The sequence below is a fragment of the Methylococcus sp. S1M genome, assembly GCF_051295855.1.
Classification (GTDB): Bacteria; Pseudomonadota; Gammaproteobacteria; order Methylococcales; family Methylococcaceae; genus Methylococcus; species Methylococcus capsulatus.
Genome location: NZ_JBPDXO010000011.1, coordinates 1 through 15875, shown reverse-complemented (window position 1 = coordinate 15875; position 15875 = coordinate 1). Strand labels below are relative to the sequence as shown.

14 protein-coding genes are annotated in these 15875 nt (G+C 62.4%); 9 read left to right on the top strand and 5 right to left on the bottom strand.

What is annotated here, in order from left to right; translation table 11 throughout:
* Entirely contained in the window at positions 1-717 is a 717-nt protein-coding gene (locus tag ACSHWJ_RS14670; RefSeq protein WP_218797135.1) for a HugZ family protein, read from the bottom strand.
* Positions 718-778: 61 nt separating this feature from the next.
* On the bottom strand, positions 779-1051 hold the full coding sequence (locus ACSHWJ_RS14665; RefSeq protein ID WP_017365281.1) for a hypothetical protein: 273 nt from the start codon (positions 1049-1051) through the stop codon (positions 779-781).
* Positions 1052-1404: 353 nt separating this feature from the next.
* Here ACSHWJ_RS14665 and ACSHWJ_RS14660 point away from each other — a divergent pair, with 353 nt between their 5' ends.
* The 6 genes from ACSHWJ_RS14660 to lysS all read left to right on the top strand — a co-directional run bounded on the left by ACSHWJ_RS14660 (position 1405) and on the right by lysS (position 8308).
* Positions 1405-1950, top strand: coding sequence for a Csu type fimbrial protein (locus ACSHWJ_RS14660; protein WP_017365282.1), 546 nt, complete (start codon positions 1405-1407; stop codon positions 1948-1950).
* A gap of 28 nt (positions 1951-1978) precedes the next feature.
* The gene (locus tag ACSHWJ_RS14655; RefSeq protein WP_017365283.1) at positions 1979-2710 is read left to right on the top strand and encodes a fimbrial biogenesis chaperone; all 732 of its coding nucleotides are present in this window, start codon (positions 1979-1981) and stop codon (positions 2708-2710) included.
* On the top strand, positions 2694-5117 hold the full coding sequence (locus ACSHWJ_RS14650) for a fimbria/pilus outer membrane usher protein (protein ID WP_435928748.1): 2424 nt from the start codon (positions 2694-2696) through the stop codon (positions 5115-5117). The genes ACSHWJ_RS14655 and ACSHWJ_RS14650 overlap by 17 nt, the downstream gene beginning before the upstream one ends.
* The gene (locus tag ACSHWJ_RS14645; protein ID WP_010959667.1) at positions 5114-5626 is read left to right on the top strand and encodes a Csu type fimbrial protein; all 513 of its coding nucleotides are present in this window, start codon (positions 5114-5116) and stop codon (positions 5624-5626) included. The genes ACSHWJ_RS14650 and ACSHWJ_RS14645 overlap by 4 nt, the downstream gene beginning before the upstream one ends.
* Before the next feature lie 88 nt (positions 5627-5714).
* Positions 5715-6813, top strand: a protein-coding gene (gene prfB, locus ACSHWJ_RS14640) for a peptide chain release factor 2 (RefSeq protein ID WP_154656702.1) whose coding sequence is annotated in 2 segments (ribosomal slippage) — positions 5715-5789 and positions 5791-6813 — 1098 coding nt in all. Because the reading frame shifts where the segments join, the coding sequence is not laid out codon by codon here.
* 4 nt (positions 6814-6817) lie between these two features.
* Positions 6818-8308, top strand: a complete 1491-nt coding sequence (gene lysS, locus ACSHWJ_RS14635) for a lysine--tRNA ligase (RefSeq protein ID WP_010959665.1) — start codon at positions 6818-6820, stop codon at positions 8306-8308.
* A 55-nt stretch (positions 8309-8363) separates the two neighbouring features.
* Here lysS and ACSHWJ_RS14630 read toward each other — a convergent pair whose 3' ends face one another.
* Positions 8364-9218, bottom strand: a complete 855-nt coding sequence (locus tag ACSHWJ_RS14630) for a substrate-binding domain-containing protein (RefSeq protein ID WP_010959664.1) — start codon at positions 9216-9218, stop codon at positions 8364-8366.
* A 171-nt stretch (positions 9219-9389) separates the two neighbouring features.
* A complete protein-coding gene (locus ACSHWJ_RS14625) occupies positions 9390-11249 on the bottom strand; it encodes a methanol/ethanol family PQQ-dependent dehydrogenase (protein ID WP_010959663.1) in 1860 nt (619 codons plus the stop codon).
* 366 nt (positions 11250-11615) lie between these two features.
* Between ACSHWJ_RS14625 and ACSHWJ_RS14620 the strand changes: the two genes are divergently transcribed.
* Together ACSHWJ_RS14620 and ACSHWJ_RS14615 are read left to right on the top strand one after the other, a co-directional pair.
* Positions 11616-12548: a quinoprotein relay system zinc metallohydrolase 2 gene (locus ACSHWJ_RS14620; protein WP_256996375.1), complete on the top strand. Its 933-nt coding sequence runs from the start codon at positions 11616-11618 to the stop codon at positions 12546-12548.
* Positions 12549-12588: 40 nt separating this feature from the next.
* The gene (locus ACSHWJ_RS14615; protein WP_010959661.1) at positions 12589-13401 is read left to right on the top strand and encodes a quinoprotein dehydrogenase-associated SoxYZ-like carrier; all 813 of its coding nucleotides are present in this window, start codon (positions 12589-12591) and stop codon (positions 13399-13401) included.
* On the opposite strand, the gene glgX is transcribed toward ACSHWJ_RS14615, so the two are convergent.
* A complete protein-coding gene (gene glgX, locus ACSHWJ_RS14610; RefSeq protein WP_432539976.1) occupies positions 13402-15492 on the bottom strand; it encodes a glycogen debranching protein GlgX in 2091 nt (696 codons plus the stop codon).
* A gap of 222 nt (positions 15493-15714) precedes the next feature.
* Here glgX and ACSHWJ_RS14605 point away from each other — a divergent pair.
* A partial coding sequence (locus ACSHWJ_RS14605) for a methane monooxygenase/ammonia monooxygenase subunit C (RefSeq protein WP_333688925.1) occupies positions 15715-15875 on the top strand: 161 nt, incomplete at its 3' end.

Below are 15875 nucleotides of genomic sequence, written 5' to 3'. Positions count from 1 at the left end.
TCACTGGCCCAAGCGCGCCATCGCCACCAGAGCCGCCCTCACCTCCGCCGGGGTCGAAACAGGGGAGGGAAAAACGAAACGGATGATCCTGGAACCCACCCGGAGCTGGAATCCCTCCCTGTCGATCCCGACCATGGCCGGCTCGCAGCCGGCGTCGACGGCAACCCCGGCCGCCTCGCAATACCGGCGCAGCGCCTCGTGGTGGTCGGTGTTCATGTGCTCCAGCATCGCCCGCTCCTCCTCCGTCCGGAAAGGGTTCGGCCGCAGCACGCGCTCCGGTGACAGCCAGTGGATACGGCCGAAACCGCCGATGTAACGCAGGCGCACCGGCACCAGCCGGTAGAAGGCGAAGGAATGGGTGCGATGGAAGCGGCGGGCGTCCGGAAAAAAGGAGAAGTAACGCCCGACGGCATCCTCGTCGTCCTCGGACACGGGCTGCGCATCCGCGAGCAGGGTCAGCCGGCCATTGGTCTGCACGTCCCCCACGCTGCGGTCGAGCACGATCAGCGAGACCTTGGGGTTCGCCTGGATGTTCCGGGTGTGCTGGGCGATGTTGGCGATGTAGATGACGGGCACCCCCTCCCGGTCCAGGCAGTACGGCATCACGGAGCCGAAGGGATAGCCCGGCACGTCCGCCGAATGCGTGGAAAGCACGCCGTCATAGGCCTGATTCAGCAACGCGCGCGCTTCCGTTCCGATTTCGTCCGATTCCACCATGATCCAAATCCTTCCTCGACCTGATCCCTTCCGCCCTGGGAAAGGGAATTTCCGACAGCCATTACGGCAACATACCCTTTATCACACGCTCATATTCGGGGAAGTAACGCCCGATCACGGAAAGATCGAAGCGCCGCAGGATGGCGGTGTTCGGTTCCCGTTCCAGCAGGAAATCGAAGGACCGCCGCACCAGCATCTCCACGGGCACCGCCGCCCCTGCGATCCGGGCCGCATAGGACGGATCGACCGTCACGGCATGCGAAGTCGTGGTCGCGCCCTTCACCACCACTTCAAAGACCGAATCGTCGCGTCGAGTCACTGTCACTTCAGCCATACCAGCTCCACCCTCGGTGGTCTCGCCCAACGTTCCAAAGATAACACCGCGGCCCGGCTTCCCAAAGCGCCGCCGGCTGCCTGGTTCTCGGCCGTCGCACTCACCCCGCTGCCCCCGGAGACGGAATACGGAAGCACGGATGACAAGACATTGAAATATATAAACTTTAATTAAAGTTGACGCATGTCAGAGAATTATTTAATTTTATCAAAAGCAATGAGCTGTGAGTTTTTTCGGCATCGTCTGAAAAGCAGATAAGGAGATGGCTCATTCGTGCTCGAGGGGACGAAAGCGTCCTTGAACGGTCGGAGTCCCCGATTGCATCCCCCCACGAAAAACCAAGGAGTCAAGTCATGAACACCTTAGTCTCGAAACACCGGATCTCCCGCCGTACCGCCGGTTTTGTCGGCCTGACCGCCGCTATCGTTCTCGTGGCCGACGCGGGAACCGCAATGGCAGCAGGAACGGAAACGGCATCCCTCGGCATAAGCGCCACCGTCGCCAACACCTGCAAGATCGAGTCAACCAGCAACGTGAATTTCACCACCTATGATCCCACCAGCACGACGGACACTGCGACCAACAGCGGTCAGATTCGGGTGAAGTGCACGAAAGGTTCGACGTCCACCATTTACATGGGAGCCGGCACTGCTTCTGGCGCGACCTGCAGCGGTACCCCGGTACGCAAGATGGCCAATGGAGCGGACCTGCTTACGTACAATCTTTATCAAAACAACGGCTATACCACCGTGTGGGGCTGCGACAGTTCCAACCAGTACAGCTACACGGCAAGTAACAACGGATGGCAGAACCTCACGGTCTACGGCGTGATTCCCGCCGGGCAGGACGTCCCCGCCGGCAGCTACACCGATACCGTCACCGTGACCGTGAACTTCTAAGCTCCCGCAAGGATGCCTTGCAGTCGTTATGAGTTTATTTGCTTGGGCGGCCGGCCGGCACCTCCCGATCCTGGCCGCCCTTCTCCTGTTGCCCTTCCGCCTCGGCGCGGGTCAGTTCGACGTTTCCCCGACCCGCATCGAGCTGACCGCCGCCAAGCCGACGGCGGCCGTGACGCTGAAGAATGAGGGCGGAGACAAGCTCGTCATCCAGAATTCCATCGTCGCCTGGACCCGCGAGGGCAAAGAGGACCGCTATGCCCCGACCAAGGATCTGATCGTCACACCGCCCATTACCACGGTTCCGCCGGGCGGATCCCAGGTACTTCGCGTAGGACTACGCCGGCCCGTGGATCCCCGCCGCGAGCTGGCCTACCGGCTGTTCGTCCAGGAAGTGCCGCCCCCGCCCCAGGCCGGCTTCACCGGGGTCCAGATCGCCCTGCGGCTGAGCCTGCCGCTACTCGTACAACCGGCAACCCCTGCCAGTCCACGGATCGCATGGAGCGGGACCAAACGCCCCGACGGCGGACTGGAAATCACCGCGCGGAACGAAGGCTCGGCATTGCTGTCCGTCGACGAACTGAGCATCCGCGCCACCGCTGGCAAACCCCAGGGACAAGGTCCGGTTTCGATATTCCCCGGAGGCCGGCAGAGCTGGGTATTCCCTGGGGAGGTGCTGGGGAGCGAATCCGGAACCGCCCATGTCCGGGCCTCCACCAACGCCGGCGTCATCGAGGGCGACGTGGATGTGGAGGGGCCTTGAATGCTCCAACCCGGCGCTCGTCGCTGCCCTCCTCCTCCTGATGCCTATCGCGGGTCGCTCGCGGGAAGAGGCGGAACTCCAGTACGCCGCGTCCGACAGCCTTTCAGTCACCGCCGTGGTGCGGCCGCCCTCCCCTGCCGGGACTGCCCAGCCTCCCGAGGACCGGGAAGAGCATCTGCTCGCCGTGGAGCTGAATGGCGAAACGGTGTCGGAAGGAACGCTGGTGCTGCGCGGACAGGACGGAAGTCTGTACGTACCCGAAGAGGCGATCGAAAGCTGGCGAATGGAGTTGCCCGCTGCCAATACGCTGGCCCACGACGGCCGGGATTACCGGGCGCTGGCGAATCCCGGCATCATCGAAGCCCGCATCGACGATACCCGACAGACCCTGGTGCTCCGGGTCGAACCCTCTCTGCTGGCCGGTACGGTGGTCGAGGCCGGCACCCGCCTGGCTCAACCGAAAGCCGAACGGGCCAGTTTCGCCGGCTTCCTCAACTACGATTTCAACATCATGCATTCGCGCCAAGGCGATTTCCAGGGCGGCGCGCTGGAACTGGGAATATCGAACCGGTACGGCCTGGCCACCTCCGCGTTCCTCGCCCGCCACAACAGCGGCCAAGGCGGGTCGGAAACCCAGTTCACCCGCCTCTACACCACGTGGATCATGGACGATCCGGCGAACATGGCCAGCCTGCAACTGGGCGACAACATCGTGCGTCCCTGGCAGCGCGGCTACCAGGCCCGTTTCGCAGGCATCCAGTACGCCACCAATTTCGGTCTCCAGCCCCGCTTCTACCGGTATCCGCAGCCGGCCGTCACGGGCAGTCTGACCGAGGCGTCCAGCCTCGACATTTTCCTGAACGGCGCGCTGGTGGATCAGCAGAACCTGCCCGCCGGCCCGTTTCAAATACGCGACCTGCCCGCCGCCAACGGCAGCGGCGAAATCCGCGTCGTGGCGCGGGATCTGCTCGGGCGAGAACAGGTGATCACACAACCCTTCTACGTCGGCAGCTCCATGCTGAGGGAAGGGCTGGTCGATTTCTCCTACGAAGCGGGTTTCCTGCGCCGTTATTACGGCACGGACAGCATGAGCTATGGCGCGCCGTTCGGCAGCGCCACCTATCGGCGCGGCTTGAATTCGTGGCTGACCGGAGAACTGCACGGACAGGTGGTCCGCGATCAGGTCGCCGTGGCCACCGGCGGCTCGTTCCTGATCGGCACCTACGGCGTGGTCGATGCAGCGGTGGGCATCAGCGCCGGCCGGGGCTGGGGAGGACTCGGCGGCCTGGGCTTCTTGCATCAGGGAGAGACCCTCAGCTACGGCGCCAGCTCCTATTTCGCCAGCCAGTCCTTCACCCAGCTCGGCATCGAGCAGGGCAAGTTCGCGCCCAAGCAGCTGAGCGATGCCTTCTGTGGCTTCACCCTCACCAGCGGATCGAGCGTTTCCCTCCGCTACGGCTCAGCCAATTACTTCGATCGGCCCCATATCGACACTTATGTCGCGAACTACACCCAGAACCTCTGGGGAGGACTGACCCTGAGCCTCGCGGCGGTCTACACCAGATCGGACTTCGAGGGCGCCCAGGTCGCGGCGATCTTCACCCTGCCTTTGGGCGAGCGGACCTATGCGACAGCCAACGCGCGGGCGACCCGCACGCAAGGCGGCCCTACCCAATTGGAATTCGATGCCCAGTATACCCATACTCCCGGCTGGGGTCCCGGCTGGGGCTATCGGCTGGACGCCGGCACCAACGACTGCCAGGCCGCGCAACTCACCGCCCAGACCACCTTCGGACTGTTCAGCGCCGAAGTCGCACACCTCCAGGGAGACTTCGCCGAACGCGCCTTCGGCTCGGGCGGCATCGGCCTCATCGAAGGCCATCCGTTCCTGTCGCGGCAAATCCAGGACGGCTTTGCCATCGCGAAAGTAGGCGACTATAAGGATGTCAGGGTCTACGCGGACAATCAGCTGATCGGCCAGACCGACGAGGAAGGGTATGTGGTGCTGCCGCGCCTTCGTGCCTACGACGTCAACAACGTGCAGGTCGAGGGCGAAGATCTGCCGATGGATGCGCAGGTCGGGACTCTCGCCCTGCCGGTGACGCCTTATTTCCGCAGTGGCGTAGTGGTCGACTTCCCCATCCGGCGCTCGCGCGGGGCGACATTGACCATCCTGCTGGAGGACGGCCAACCGATCCCCGCCGGGGCAACGGTCACGGTGGAGGGGGTCGCGGACGTATTTCCCGTCGGCATGGACGGCGAGGTCTACCTGACGGGGCTGTCTCCCCGGAACGAGATGAAAGTCGAATGGAACGGAAAGCGATGCACGATCGTGGCCGATTATCCGGAATCCGCAGAGATACTGCCGGACCTGGGAAAATTCGTTTGCGCGGGAGTCCACCGATGAAACACGATATTCGGGCAAGCCGCCAATGGCGGGCAGCGGCCATGACTTTCTCCCTGCTGGCCTGTCCCAAAATCTCGGACGCAGACCCCTACCAATGCGACATCGGCAACATCAGCGTCCCCCATGCGGTTTACGATCCCACCGATTCCAATCCGAACAGCAGTGGCGTGGGCACCGTCGGCATCACCTGCCACCTCAAGAACGCAAAACAGACCCAGCAGGTTCAATACACGATAGCGCTGAGCCGCGGCTCCAGCGGCAGTTACAATCCCCGTAGAATGAGCGGCGGGAGGGGATCGCTCGGCTACAACCTGTATCTGGACGCCGCCAGGGTGACGATCTGGGGCGATGGAAGCGGCGGCACATTCCCTCTGCGGGGCACTTTGCTGCTGAACCCCACCACCCCGGTACAACAGGTGATCCACAATATTTACGGTCTGATCCCGCCACTCCAGGACGTTTACGCCGGCACTTACACCGACACCGTCACCATCACACTGACGTATTGAAACGTCGGGAGCACAAGCCGGACGCTCGGACTACTGCGACGCTTTAACCGTTGTAGTAGGATATGGGGTTTTTCAACGGATTACCGCCATGCGCGAACTCAATCCCCTCTACAATCAGATCAAAGACCTGAAGAGCCGCCAGGATGCTCTTAGGGGGTATCTTTGACTTCGACACCAAACAGGAACGCCTGACCGAAGTCCTGCGCGAACTGGAAGACCCAAGAATCTGGGACAACCCGGAACGTGCCCAGGCGCTCGGCAAAGAACGGACCCAACTGGAAGGTGTGGTCAATCGGCTGAACGAGATCGCGGCCGGCATCGACGACGCGGCAGAGCTGCTCCAACTCGCGGTCGAGGAAGACGACGAGGACAGCGTCGAATCGGTCGCCGCGGATCTGGCGCACTATGAAAGCGTCATCGCCGAAATGGAGTTCCGTCGCATGTTCTCCGGTGAGATGGACCCGAACAATGCGTTCCTGGACATCCAGGCCGGCTCCGGCGGCACCGAGGCCCAGGATTGGGCGCAGATGCTGGAGCGCATGTACCTGCGCTGGGGAGAACGCAAAGGCTTCAAGACCGAACTGGTGGAAGAGTCGCCGGGCGAAGTCGCCGGCATCAAGAGCGCGACCATCCGCTTCGAAGGCGAATACGCCTACGGCTGGCTGCGTACCGAAACCGGCGTCCACCGACTGGTGCGGAAGTCGCCTTTCGACTCCGGCAACCGCCGCCATACCTCGTTTTCCTCGGTGTTCGTCTCACCGGAGATCGACGACAACATCGACATCGACATCAACCCGGCCGACCTCCGCACCGACGTCTACCGGGCCAGCGGCGCCGGCGGACAGCACGTCAACCGAACCGAATCGGCGGTGCGAATCACCCATCTCCCCACCGGCATCGTGGTGCAATGCCAGAATCAGCGTTCCCAGCATGCCAACCGCGACTGGTGTATGAAGCAGCTGCGCGCCAAACTTTATGAATTGGAAATGCAGAAGCGCAATACCGAGAAGCAGAAGCTGGAAGACTCCAAATCCGACATCGGCTGGGGCAGCCAGATCCGCTCCTATGTGCTGGACCAGTCGCGCATCAAAGATCTGCGCACCAACGTGGAAACCGGCAACCCCCAGGCGGTGCTCGACGGCGACCTGGACATGTTCATCGAAGCCAGCCTGAAGAGCGGCCTGTAACGACATGAGTGAACTGCAAGACGAAAACAAACTGGTCGCGCTGCGCCGCGAAAAGCTCGGCAAGCTGCGGCAAACAGGGGTCGCTTTCCCAAATGACTTCCGCCGCGACGCCCTCGCCGCCGAACTACGGGCACGCTACGGGGACGAAACGGCCGAGGCACTGGAAGAAACCGCCGTATCGGTCAAGCTGGCCGGGCGGCTGATGGGCAAGCGTATCATGGGCAAAGCCAGCTTTGCCCATATCCAGGACATGTCCGGCCGTATCCAGATTTTCCTGCAGCGCGATGGACTGGCCGAAGGCGTATACGAGGAGTTCAAGAGTTGGGACATCGGCGATGTGATCGGCGTGGAAGGCACGGTGTTCCGCACCAAGACCGGCGAGCTGTCGGTGAAGGCATCGAACATCCGCCTGCTCACCAAATCACTGCGTCCGCTGCCCGAGAAATTCCACGGCCTGACCGACGCCGAGACCCGCTACCGCCAGCGCTACCTCGACCTCCTCATGAACGAGGAGTCGCGCCGGGTATTCCAGCTCCGCAGCGCCATCGTGCGCTACATCCGCGACTTCTTGAGCGAGCGTGGCTTCATCGAGGCAGAGACGCCGATGATGCAGGTGATCCCCGGCGGCGCCCGGGCCAAACCGTTCGTCACCCATCATAATGCGCTGGGGCTGGATCTGTATCTGCGCATCGCTCCCGAGCTCTACCTGAAGCGGCTGGTGGTGGGCGGCTTCGAAAAAGTATTCGAGATCAACCGCAGCTTCCGCAACGAGGGCTTGTCCACTCGGCACAATCCCGAATTCACGATGATCGAGTTCTATCAGGCCTATGCCGATTACCGCGACCTGATGGATCTGACCGAAACGCTGATGCGGGGAATCGCGCAGAACCTGCTGGGCGGCACCGTCGTCACCCATCAGGGCAAGGATTACGATCTGGGCCGGCCGTTCCGGCGCATGACGGTGCTGGAATCGATCATCCACTACAACCCGGACATCCGGGCCGAAGACTTGGCCGAGCGCGAAAGCGCCGCGGCCATCGCGGCCGGGCTGGGCATTCCGGTTGCCGCCGGCGACGGACTCGGCAAGATCCAGACCGAAATCTTCGAAAAGACCGTGGAAGACCGGCTGGATGAACCAACCTTCATCACCGCCTATCCGGCCGAAGTCTCGCCGCTGGCGCGGCGCAACGACGAAAACCCCTTCATCACAGACCGCTTCGAGTTTTTCGTGGGCGGGCGCGAACTGGCGAACGGCTTTTCCGAGCTCAACGACCCGGAAGACCAGGCGGAACGGTTCAGAAAGCAGGTGGAAGACAAGGCCGCGGGCGACGAGGAGGCCATGCACTACGATGCCGACTACATCCGCGCGCTCGAATACGGCCTACCGCCCACCGCGGGCGAGGGCATCGGCATCGACCGCCTGGTGATGTTCTTCACCGACTCTCCCTCGATCCGCGACGTCATCCTGTTCCCGCACATGCGGCCCGAAAGCTGACCAGTGGAGCATTGACCGAGCCGTTGCAGGTCCACGCAGCCCCGCAACGGCCCCGTCACTCCTCCGCCGGCGTCAAGAGCTTTCCGTCCTTGTCCAGCAGCGGGACGTGATATTTCCTCAGCAGAGCCTCGATCTCTGGGGCCTTTTTGTCGATGAGCGCCTCCAGTTGCTCTTTCCGTGCCTTGTCGGGAATCCGCACGCCCATCGACATGGCGTAGTCGAATCGTACCCCTTCCTCGGACTGCATGGGGATCAACGCGAAGGTTCCCGGCTTGTTGTGATAGACCAGATAACCCGCCATCGGGCCCCACACGATGGCCATGTCTATGTTGCCGGCGAGCAGTTCCTTTTCCACCGTCTGAGTGGTGTTGACCGCTGCGTCCGCGGTCATCGACTGGTAGGGAACACCCTGTTCCACCAGATTGTGCTTCAGCATCCAGGTCGTCGCCGGCGAGCCGTCGAACATGGCGATCCGGAGCTTCGCCTTGCGCTCCGGCGGCAGAGTGTCCAGCGCCGCGGCGGAATGGACATCGTCCCACCCCTTTTTCTTCACGTAGACCAGGGCATAGGTCGAGCGGTAGTAAGGCTTGGTGGTGGCCGCCTGATCAAAGCCCGTCGGCAGACCCATCACCACGTCACACTTGTAGTCCTCGGATTCGGGTTCCTTGGCCTTCAAGGTGTTGCGGATGAAGCCCATGCGCTGGGGAAACCAGGTGTAGACGAGTTTCTTGTCCAGCTCCCCGGCGAACAGCTCGGCGATCTTGTTCTCGAAACCGCCGCCCTTTTGATCGGAATACGGCGGATTGTTGGGGTCGGCGCAGACCTTGAAGGCATCGCTGGCCGCCTGAGCGGTGCCGGCAGTGAGCAGCCAGGCGATCCCGGCCGAAATCAGACCTGTTTTCTTCATCATATTCTTGCTGTGATCCGAAAATAAGCGCCCGTGACCGGACGGTCCTTCAGGCGATCATGTCACCTGCGTCCGGCACGAACGAAAATGCCCCGGACCGGGCGACCGATCCGGGGCATTCATCCACCGGCCTGCGCCGGTGCTCAGCTCATGGAACTGGAAGCCGACCAGTTCTTACGGCAGAGCGAACACGGTGAACACACCACCCAGCTTGGTATGGCTGCTCAGACCCTTGTAGGCACCCACCGCACCCAGACCTTCGGTATCACCTTCCAGACCGGCCGCCATGCCCACGCCAGCCCAGCCACCGATGCCGGACAGCACGCCGATGTACTGCTTGCCGTTGTAGGTCCAGGTGCTGACGTTGCCGATGATGCCCGACGGCGTCTTGAACCGGTACAGTTCCTCACCGGTCTTGGCATCGCGCACCTTCAGGTAGCCTTCCAGCGTACCGTAAATCACGATGTCGCCGGCGGTCGAAACCATGCCGCTCCACAGCGAGAAGGGTTCGTCGAACTGCCAGGCGATGGTACCGGTGGTCGGATCCCAGGCGGTGAAGGACCCCATGTGGTTGCTCGATTCCTTCTCGCCGGTTTTCACGTTGGCCCTGGCCGGGAAGATGTTCAGCGTGGCGCCGACATACGGCTGGCCTGCGGTGTATTCGACCTCGAACGGCTCATAGTTCATGCAGGTGTGGTTACCCGGGATGTAGATGAGCTTGGTCCGCGGCGAGTAAGTGACCGGGGGCTCGTTCTTGGCGCCCATGGCCGAGGGGCAGATGCCCTTGGTGTCGACGTCCTGGCCGCCATGCTGGGTGGAGTACTTCGGATTGACCTGCGGACGGCCCGTCTTCATGTCGACGTGAGTCGCCCAGTTGACGGCCTTGTCGAACTTCTCGGCCACCAGCAGCTCGCCGGTGACGCGGTCCAGGGTGTAGCCAAAGCCGTTACGGTCGAAGTGGGTCAGCAGCTTGGAGTGCTTGGATCCGTCCTTCGCGGTCATTTCCTGGTCGATCAGCATCATTTCGTTGATGCCGTCATAGTCCCATTCGTCATGCGGGGTCATCTGGTAGACCCACTTGGCTTCACCGGTATCGACGTCACGAGCCCAGATGGTCATCGACCATTTGTTGTCGCCAGGACGCTGCACCGGGTTCCAGGTGCTGGGGTTGCCCGAACCGTAGTAAACCAGATTCAGATCCGGGTCGTAGCTGTACCAGCCCCAGGTGGTACCGCCGCCGATTTTCCACTGGTCGCCCTGCCAGGTCTTCAGCGAGGAATCCTTGCCGACCGGCGCCATTTTGCCATCGGTCCAGGTCATGGTGTGCTCGGGATCCAGGCCGACCTCGTCATCCGGACCCATGCTGTACTTCTTCCATACCAGCGAACCGTCCTTGATGTTATAAGCAGCCAGGAAGCCGCGCACGCCGAATTCACCACCGGAGATACCGGTCAGGACCTTGTCCTTGACGACCAGGGGGGCGTTGGTGGCGGTCATGCCGGTCTTCGGATCGCCGTTCTTGACTTTCCAGACGATCTTGCCGGTCTTGGCGTCGAGGGCCACCAGCGTAGCGTCGCCCTGGGCCAGGAAGATCTTGCCGTCACCGTAGGCCAGACCGCGGTTGACCACGTCGCAGCACATCACGGAAATGACCTGTGACTGATCGGTGCCCTTGTCGGGAGCATAGACATATTCCCAGATCACGGACTGAGTCGCCTGATCGAGGGCGTAGACCTTGTGGGGATACCCGGTATGAATGTAGATCACGTCGTTGACGACGAGCGGACCGCCTTCATGGCCGCGCAGCATGCCCGTGGAGAACGTCCAGACCGGCTGCAGATGCTTGGCGTTCTTGAAATTGATCTGGTCCAGCGTGCTGTAACGCGTGCCCGCGTAGTTGCCACCCCAAGTCGCAAAGTTCTTCGGATCCTTGGTGAGTGCTTCCACTTCAGCGTTCGCGAAAGAGACCCCGGGTACTGCCAGCAACGATGCTATGGAACTTGCGATGAGCCAGCTTTTCACGGGTTTTTTCATCTTGTTTCCTCCTGGTATCTGCGTCCGCAGAATACATCTTGTTAGTGAAAAGATTTCCGAAAACTCTAGGGAGGACGGCGGCCGGTATAGCCGGAATTTCTCCCGGTGAAAGGCATGAAAATGCCCCGTCCAGCCCGTCTGGACGCGTAAGGTGAAGGATTTCGCCATAAAAGTCAACCGCGAGACGGGGCGGGAAAACGGCCTTGGAAGCCGCGTCTTTCGCGGGTTTGAACCCCGGCGAGCCGGGTCATGCGCGTCAATTCGCCACGCCCTACCAGACAAGGGACGGTTGAAGATCACGGCGCCGAAAGAGACAATGCCCGGACGTCATTCCCAGGTATCGTTCACTCCTGCCGAGGACACCCCGTGCCCCCCCGTTTCATCCGAACCGTTGGATGGGCCCTGTGCGGCCTGTGGTGGGGTCTGGCCGCCGCCCAGTCAGACCTCGAGCTGCGCGAAATCGCGCCGGGCATTTTCGTTCATCAGGGCCGGCACGAGCTGCCCGATACGCACAACCGGGGGGAAATCGCCAACATCGGCTTCATCGTGGGAGAACGCTGCGTCGCCGTGATCGACAGCGGCGGGAGCCCCGAGCAGGGCCGGGCACTCAAGGCCGCAATCGCGGTCCACACGCCGCTGCCGGTGTGTTACGTCATCAACACCCACGTCCACCCGGACCATATCTATGGCAACCGCGCCTTCAAGTCACCGGGGGTTTCTTTCATCGGCCATCACAAGCTGGCCCAGGCCATGGCCTTGCGGGCGCCGTACTATATCGACAAGGCCGCCCGGGACCTGGGCTACACCCTAACCGCCGAGGACTTCGTGCCACCGGACCAGCCGGTCGAGGAAAGCATGGAACTCGACCTCGGCAACCGGACGCTCCGCCTCACCGCCCACGGCCCCGCCCATACCGACAACGATCTGAGCGTCTACGACGCCAAGACCGCGACACTGTGGGCGGCCGACCTCCTGTTCATGGGACATCTGCCGGTGGTGGACGGGAGCCTGACCGGCTGGCTGAAGGAAATCGACCGTCTGAAAGCCGTCCCGGCCCGCCTGGCCGTTCCCGGCCACGGCCCGGCCGTCGCCGACTGGCCCCAGGCCGCCGCCGCCGAGGAACGCTATCTCAACGGTCTTGCAACCGAGGTCCGCGCCGCGATCCGACAGCACCGGACGATGGAGCAGGCCATGGAAACCGTGGGAACGTCGATGCGGGACGAGTGGCGACTGTTCGACGAATTCAACAAGAGAAACGTCTCAACGGCGTTCGCCGCGCTGGAATGGGAAGACGATTAACAGTATTCTCTAATAATCACACCCTCCCGGAGATAGACACATGCAAACTGGCATCCTCCCGCGTATTTGGCTCTTGGTAACAGGAATCGCTCTCTCCACCCTCGTGCAGGCGACGGACCCGCAAGACGAAGGCGCGTGGACCGGCGCGCTGCGGGCCCAATATTTCGGCGACCGGCCAATCGAAGAAGGCAACGGCGTCATCGAGCTGACGGCGCCCTACCGTGCCGAGGACCCCGCCCTGGTCCCCATCCAGATCACCGGCAAGATTCCGCAGACAGCGGAGAAATATATCCGGCGCATCACCCTGATCATCGACAACAACCCCGTGCCTTTCGCCGCTTCCTTCGACCTGACCCCGGCGAGCGGCAAAGCCGATCTGGCGATGCGCGTCCGCGTCAACTCCTATACCCATGTCCGCGCCATCGCCGAAACCAGTGACGGCAAGCTTTATATGAGCAAGGCTTTCGTCAAGGCCAGCGGCGGCTGTTCCGCCCCCCTGGGCGCCGACCTCGACGCCGCAATGGCGCGACTGGGAAAGATGAAATTCCGCATGGACGGCGACAAGGCGGTGCTGGGACAGCCCAACGCCGTCCAGCTCCTCGTCAGCCACCCGAACATCACCGGGCTGCAGATGGACCAGATCTCGCGCCTGATCAAGCCCGCGCACTACGTCGAGGAAGTCAAGGTGAGCTTCGACGGGACGCCGGTCCTGACCGCCCGGACAGACATCGCCATCAGCGCCGATCCCAATTTCCGTTTCTATTTCGTGCCAGACAAAGCGGGGGAACTCAAAGCGGAAATCCGCGACAACCTGGGGAAAACCTTTACCGCCAGCCAGACCGTCACCGACTGATCAGGCACGGGCCGCGGCAGCCGTCGCGGCCCCTTCCACCAGCACCACCAGGCTGCGGTCGGGGAGGAACAGCCGCCGCTGATCCGGCAGCGGACTCCCCCCTTCGAGTTCGCAGATGTCACAAGGCGATTCCACGGCGGTATCGACGGCCTTGATCCACACCCCGCCGCGAAGCGTATCCGGCAGCCGGAAGCAGAGCCCCTCCGCCGTCGGATTGAACAGCAGACACAGCGGTTGCTCCTCGCCCCCCACCGCCCGAATGCAGCAACCCAGCGCAGCGTCCGCCTGCCAGTCCGGCTGGCCACCGGCCGGGCTGAACCAGAGAATATCTTCCGGCCGGTAGAACTGCTCCCGCGACAGCACCGGATGGCGGGCCCGGAATGCGATCATCTTGCGGACGAACTCGAAGAACGAGCGGTTCTCGTCCAGCAAACGCCAGTCGAACCAGGAGATCTCGTTGTCCTGACAGTAGGCGTTATTGTTCCCCCGCTGGGTCCGGCAGAACTCGTCGCCGCCCAGGATCATGGGCACTCCCCTTGACAGCAGCAGCGAGGCCATCAAGTTCTTCATCTGGCGGCGGCGGACGGCGTTGATCCCGTGATCGCCGGTCGGCCCCTCACAGCCATAATTGGCGCTGAAGTTGTGGTCCGAACCGTCGCGGTTGTCCTCCCCGTTGGCGGAATTGTGTTTGCATGCATAGCTGACCAGATCGTTGAGCGTGAAGCCGTCGTGGCAAGTCACGAAGTTGATGCTGTTCACAGGCGCCTTGCCGGAATGCTCGTAAATGTCGGCACTACCGCACAGGCGGCTGGCAAAGGCCCCCGCCATACCCGGATCGCCGCGCCAGTAGCGGCGCACGTCGTCCCGGTACACGCCGTTCCATTCGCACCAACGCTCGCCCGGGAAACGCCCGACCAGATAGGCGCCGCCGGCATCCCAGGCCTCGGCGATGAGCTTGACGTCGCGCAGGATGGGATCCTCGGCGATCAGCTCCAGCAGCGGTGGATTGGGCACCAGATGGCCGTTGCGGTCGCGCCCCAGGATCGAGGCCAGATCGAACCGGAACCCATCCACGTGCATCTCGACCACCCAGTACCGCAGGCAGTCCAGAATGTAGCTGCGCACTACCGGGTGATTGCAGTTGACGGTGTTACCGCAGCCCGAATAGTTGCGGTAATGCCGGCGGTCTTCTTCCAGCAGGTAGTAAATGCTGTTGTCCAGACCGCGGAAGTTCAGGATGGGGCCGGTCTCATCGCCTTCCGCGGTGTGGTTGAACACGACATCGAGGAGAACCTCGATGTCGGCCTCGTGCAGAGCCTTGACCATGCGCTTGAACTCTTCCACCTGGCAGCCGGGGTAGGCGCCGGTTCCATAACCGGCATGCGGCGCCTGGAAGGCGATGGTGTTGTAGCCCCAGTAGTTCCGGAGCCGCTCGCCGGTGACGGGGTTGTAGCGGGTCACTTCGTAAGGATTGAACGCCTGCAGCGGCATCAGTTCGAGGGCGGTGATTCCGAGCCGTTTGAAGTAGGGAATCTTGTCGATGACGCCGAGGTAGGTGCCGGGATGCCGCACTGCCGACGAAGGATGAATGCTCAGCCCCCGCACATGGGCCTCATAGATGACCAGCTCCGACCAGTGATGCTTGAGCGGACGGTCATGCCCCCAGTCGAAATGGTCTGCCGTGACCAGCGCCTTTGCGACCACTCCCTCCGGCCCGCCGACCGCAGCCCCCGAAAACTCCCAATGCTCCGGTGTCACCAGAGCCGTGGCATAGGGGTCGAGCAGTACCGCCTGGGGATCGAAACGATGTCCCAGATGCGGCTCATGCGGCCCGTCGACCTGAAAGGCGTAAGCCAGCCCGCGGTGTGCGCCGTGTACCGCCACGTGCCAGATGTCACCGGTACGGTGGTGATGGGGATCGAGATCGATGACTTGGTGAGGCCGGGTGTGGCTGGGGTCGGCAAACAATAACAGGCGGACCCGGGAACCATGCCGGCTGAACAGGGCGAAATTGGCATCCGTCCCCTGGAAATGAACACCCAAGGGCAAGGGCAATCCCGTTGAATAATCGAATTTTGCTGGCACCGTCATCGCAGCCGGACCTCGACCCGGACCGATTCTCAAAACACCAAGGAATACGCGGCGAGCTGGAAGTGTATCATCAACCTTCCGCATGCCGGCTCCAGCCGACGGGCCGTTTCCCCAGAACGGCAATCGGGAATTTTTTCGGGCGACACGGGTCTTAGTTTTTGCCACGGCCACCCGACGCAGGAGCCCGTGGCATCAATCCAACACCAACTCAGGAGAAATCAGATGGCTACAACGACCGCAGGCGGCATCGCCGCCATCGACCGGCCGCTGCTGGACAAGAAGTGGCTGGTTTTCGCTATCGGTATCTACACCGTGTTCTACCTGTGGGTGCGGTGGTACGAAGGTGTCTATGGCTGGTCCGCCGGACTGGACTCGTTCGCGCC

Coding starts and splice junctions, on each gene's coding strand:
- ACSHWJ_RS14630 (WP_010959664.1), bottom strand. CDS start 9,218: ATGATGAAGAAAACAGGTCTGATTTCGGCCGGGATCGCCTGGCTGCTC.
- ACSHWJ_RS14670 (WP_218797135.1), bottom strand. CDS start 717: ATGGTGGAATCGGACGAAATCGGAACGGAAGCGCGCGCGTTGCTGAAT.
- ACSHWJ_RS14650 (WP_435928748.1), top strand. CDS start 2,694: ATGTGGAGGGGCCTTGAATGCTCCAACCCGGCGCTCGTCGCTGCCCTC.
- ACSHWJ_RS14615 (WP_010959661.1), top strand. CDS start 12,589: ATGCAAACTGGCATCCTCCCGCGTATTTGGCTCTTGGTAACAGGAATC.
- ACSHWJ_RS14655 (WP_017365283.1), top strand. CDS start 1,979: ATGAGTTTATTTGCTTGGGCGGCCGGCCGGCACCTCCCGATCCTGGCC.
- lysS (WP_010959665.1), top strand. CDS start 6,818: ATGAGTGAACTGCAAGACGAAAACAAACTGGTCGCGCTGCGCCGCGAA.
- ACSHWJ_RS14665 (WP_017365281.1), bottom strand. CDS start 1,051: ATGGCTGAAGTGACAGTGACTCGACGCGACGATTCGGTCTTTGAAGTG.
- ACSHWJ_RS14645 (WP_010959667.1), top strand. CDS start 5,114: ATGAAACACGATATTCGGGCAAGCCGCCAATGGCGGGCAGCGGCCATG.
- ACSHWJ_RS14660 (WP_017365282.1), top strand. CDS start 1,405: ATGAACACCTTAGTCTCGAAACACCGGATCTCCCGCCGTACCGCCGGT.
- ACSHWJ_RS14625 (WP_010959663.1), bottom strand. CDS start 11,249: ATGAAAAAACCCGTGAAAAGCTGGCTCATCGCAAGTTCCATAGCATCG.
- glgX (WP_432539976.1), bottom strand. CDS start 15,492: ATGACGGTGCCAGCAAAATTCGATTATTCAACGGGATTGCCCTTGCCC.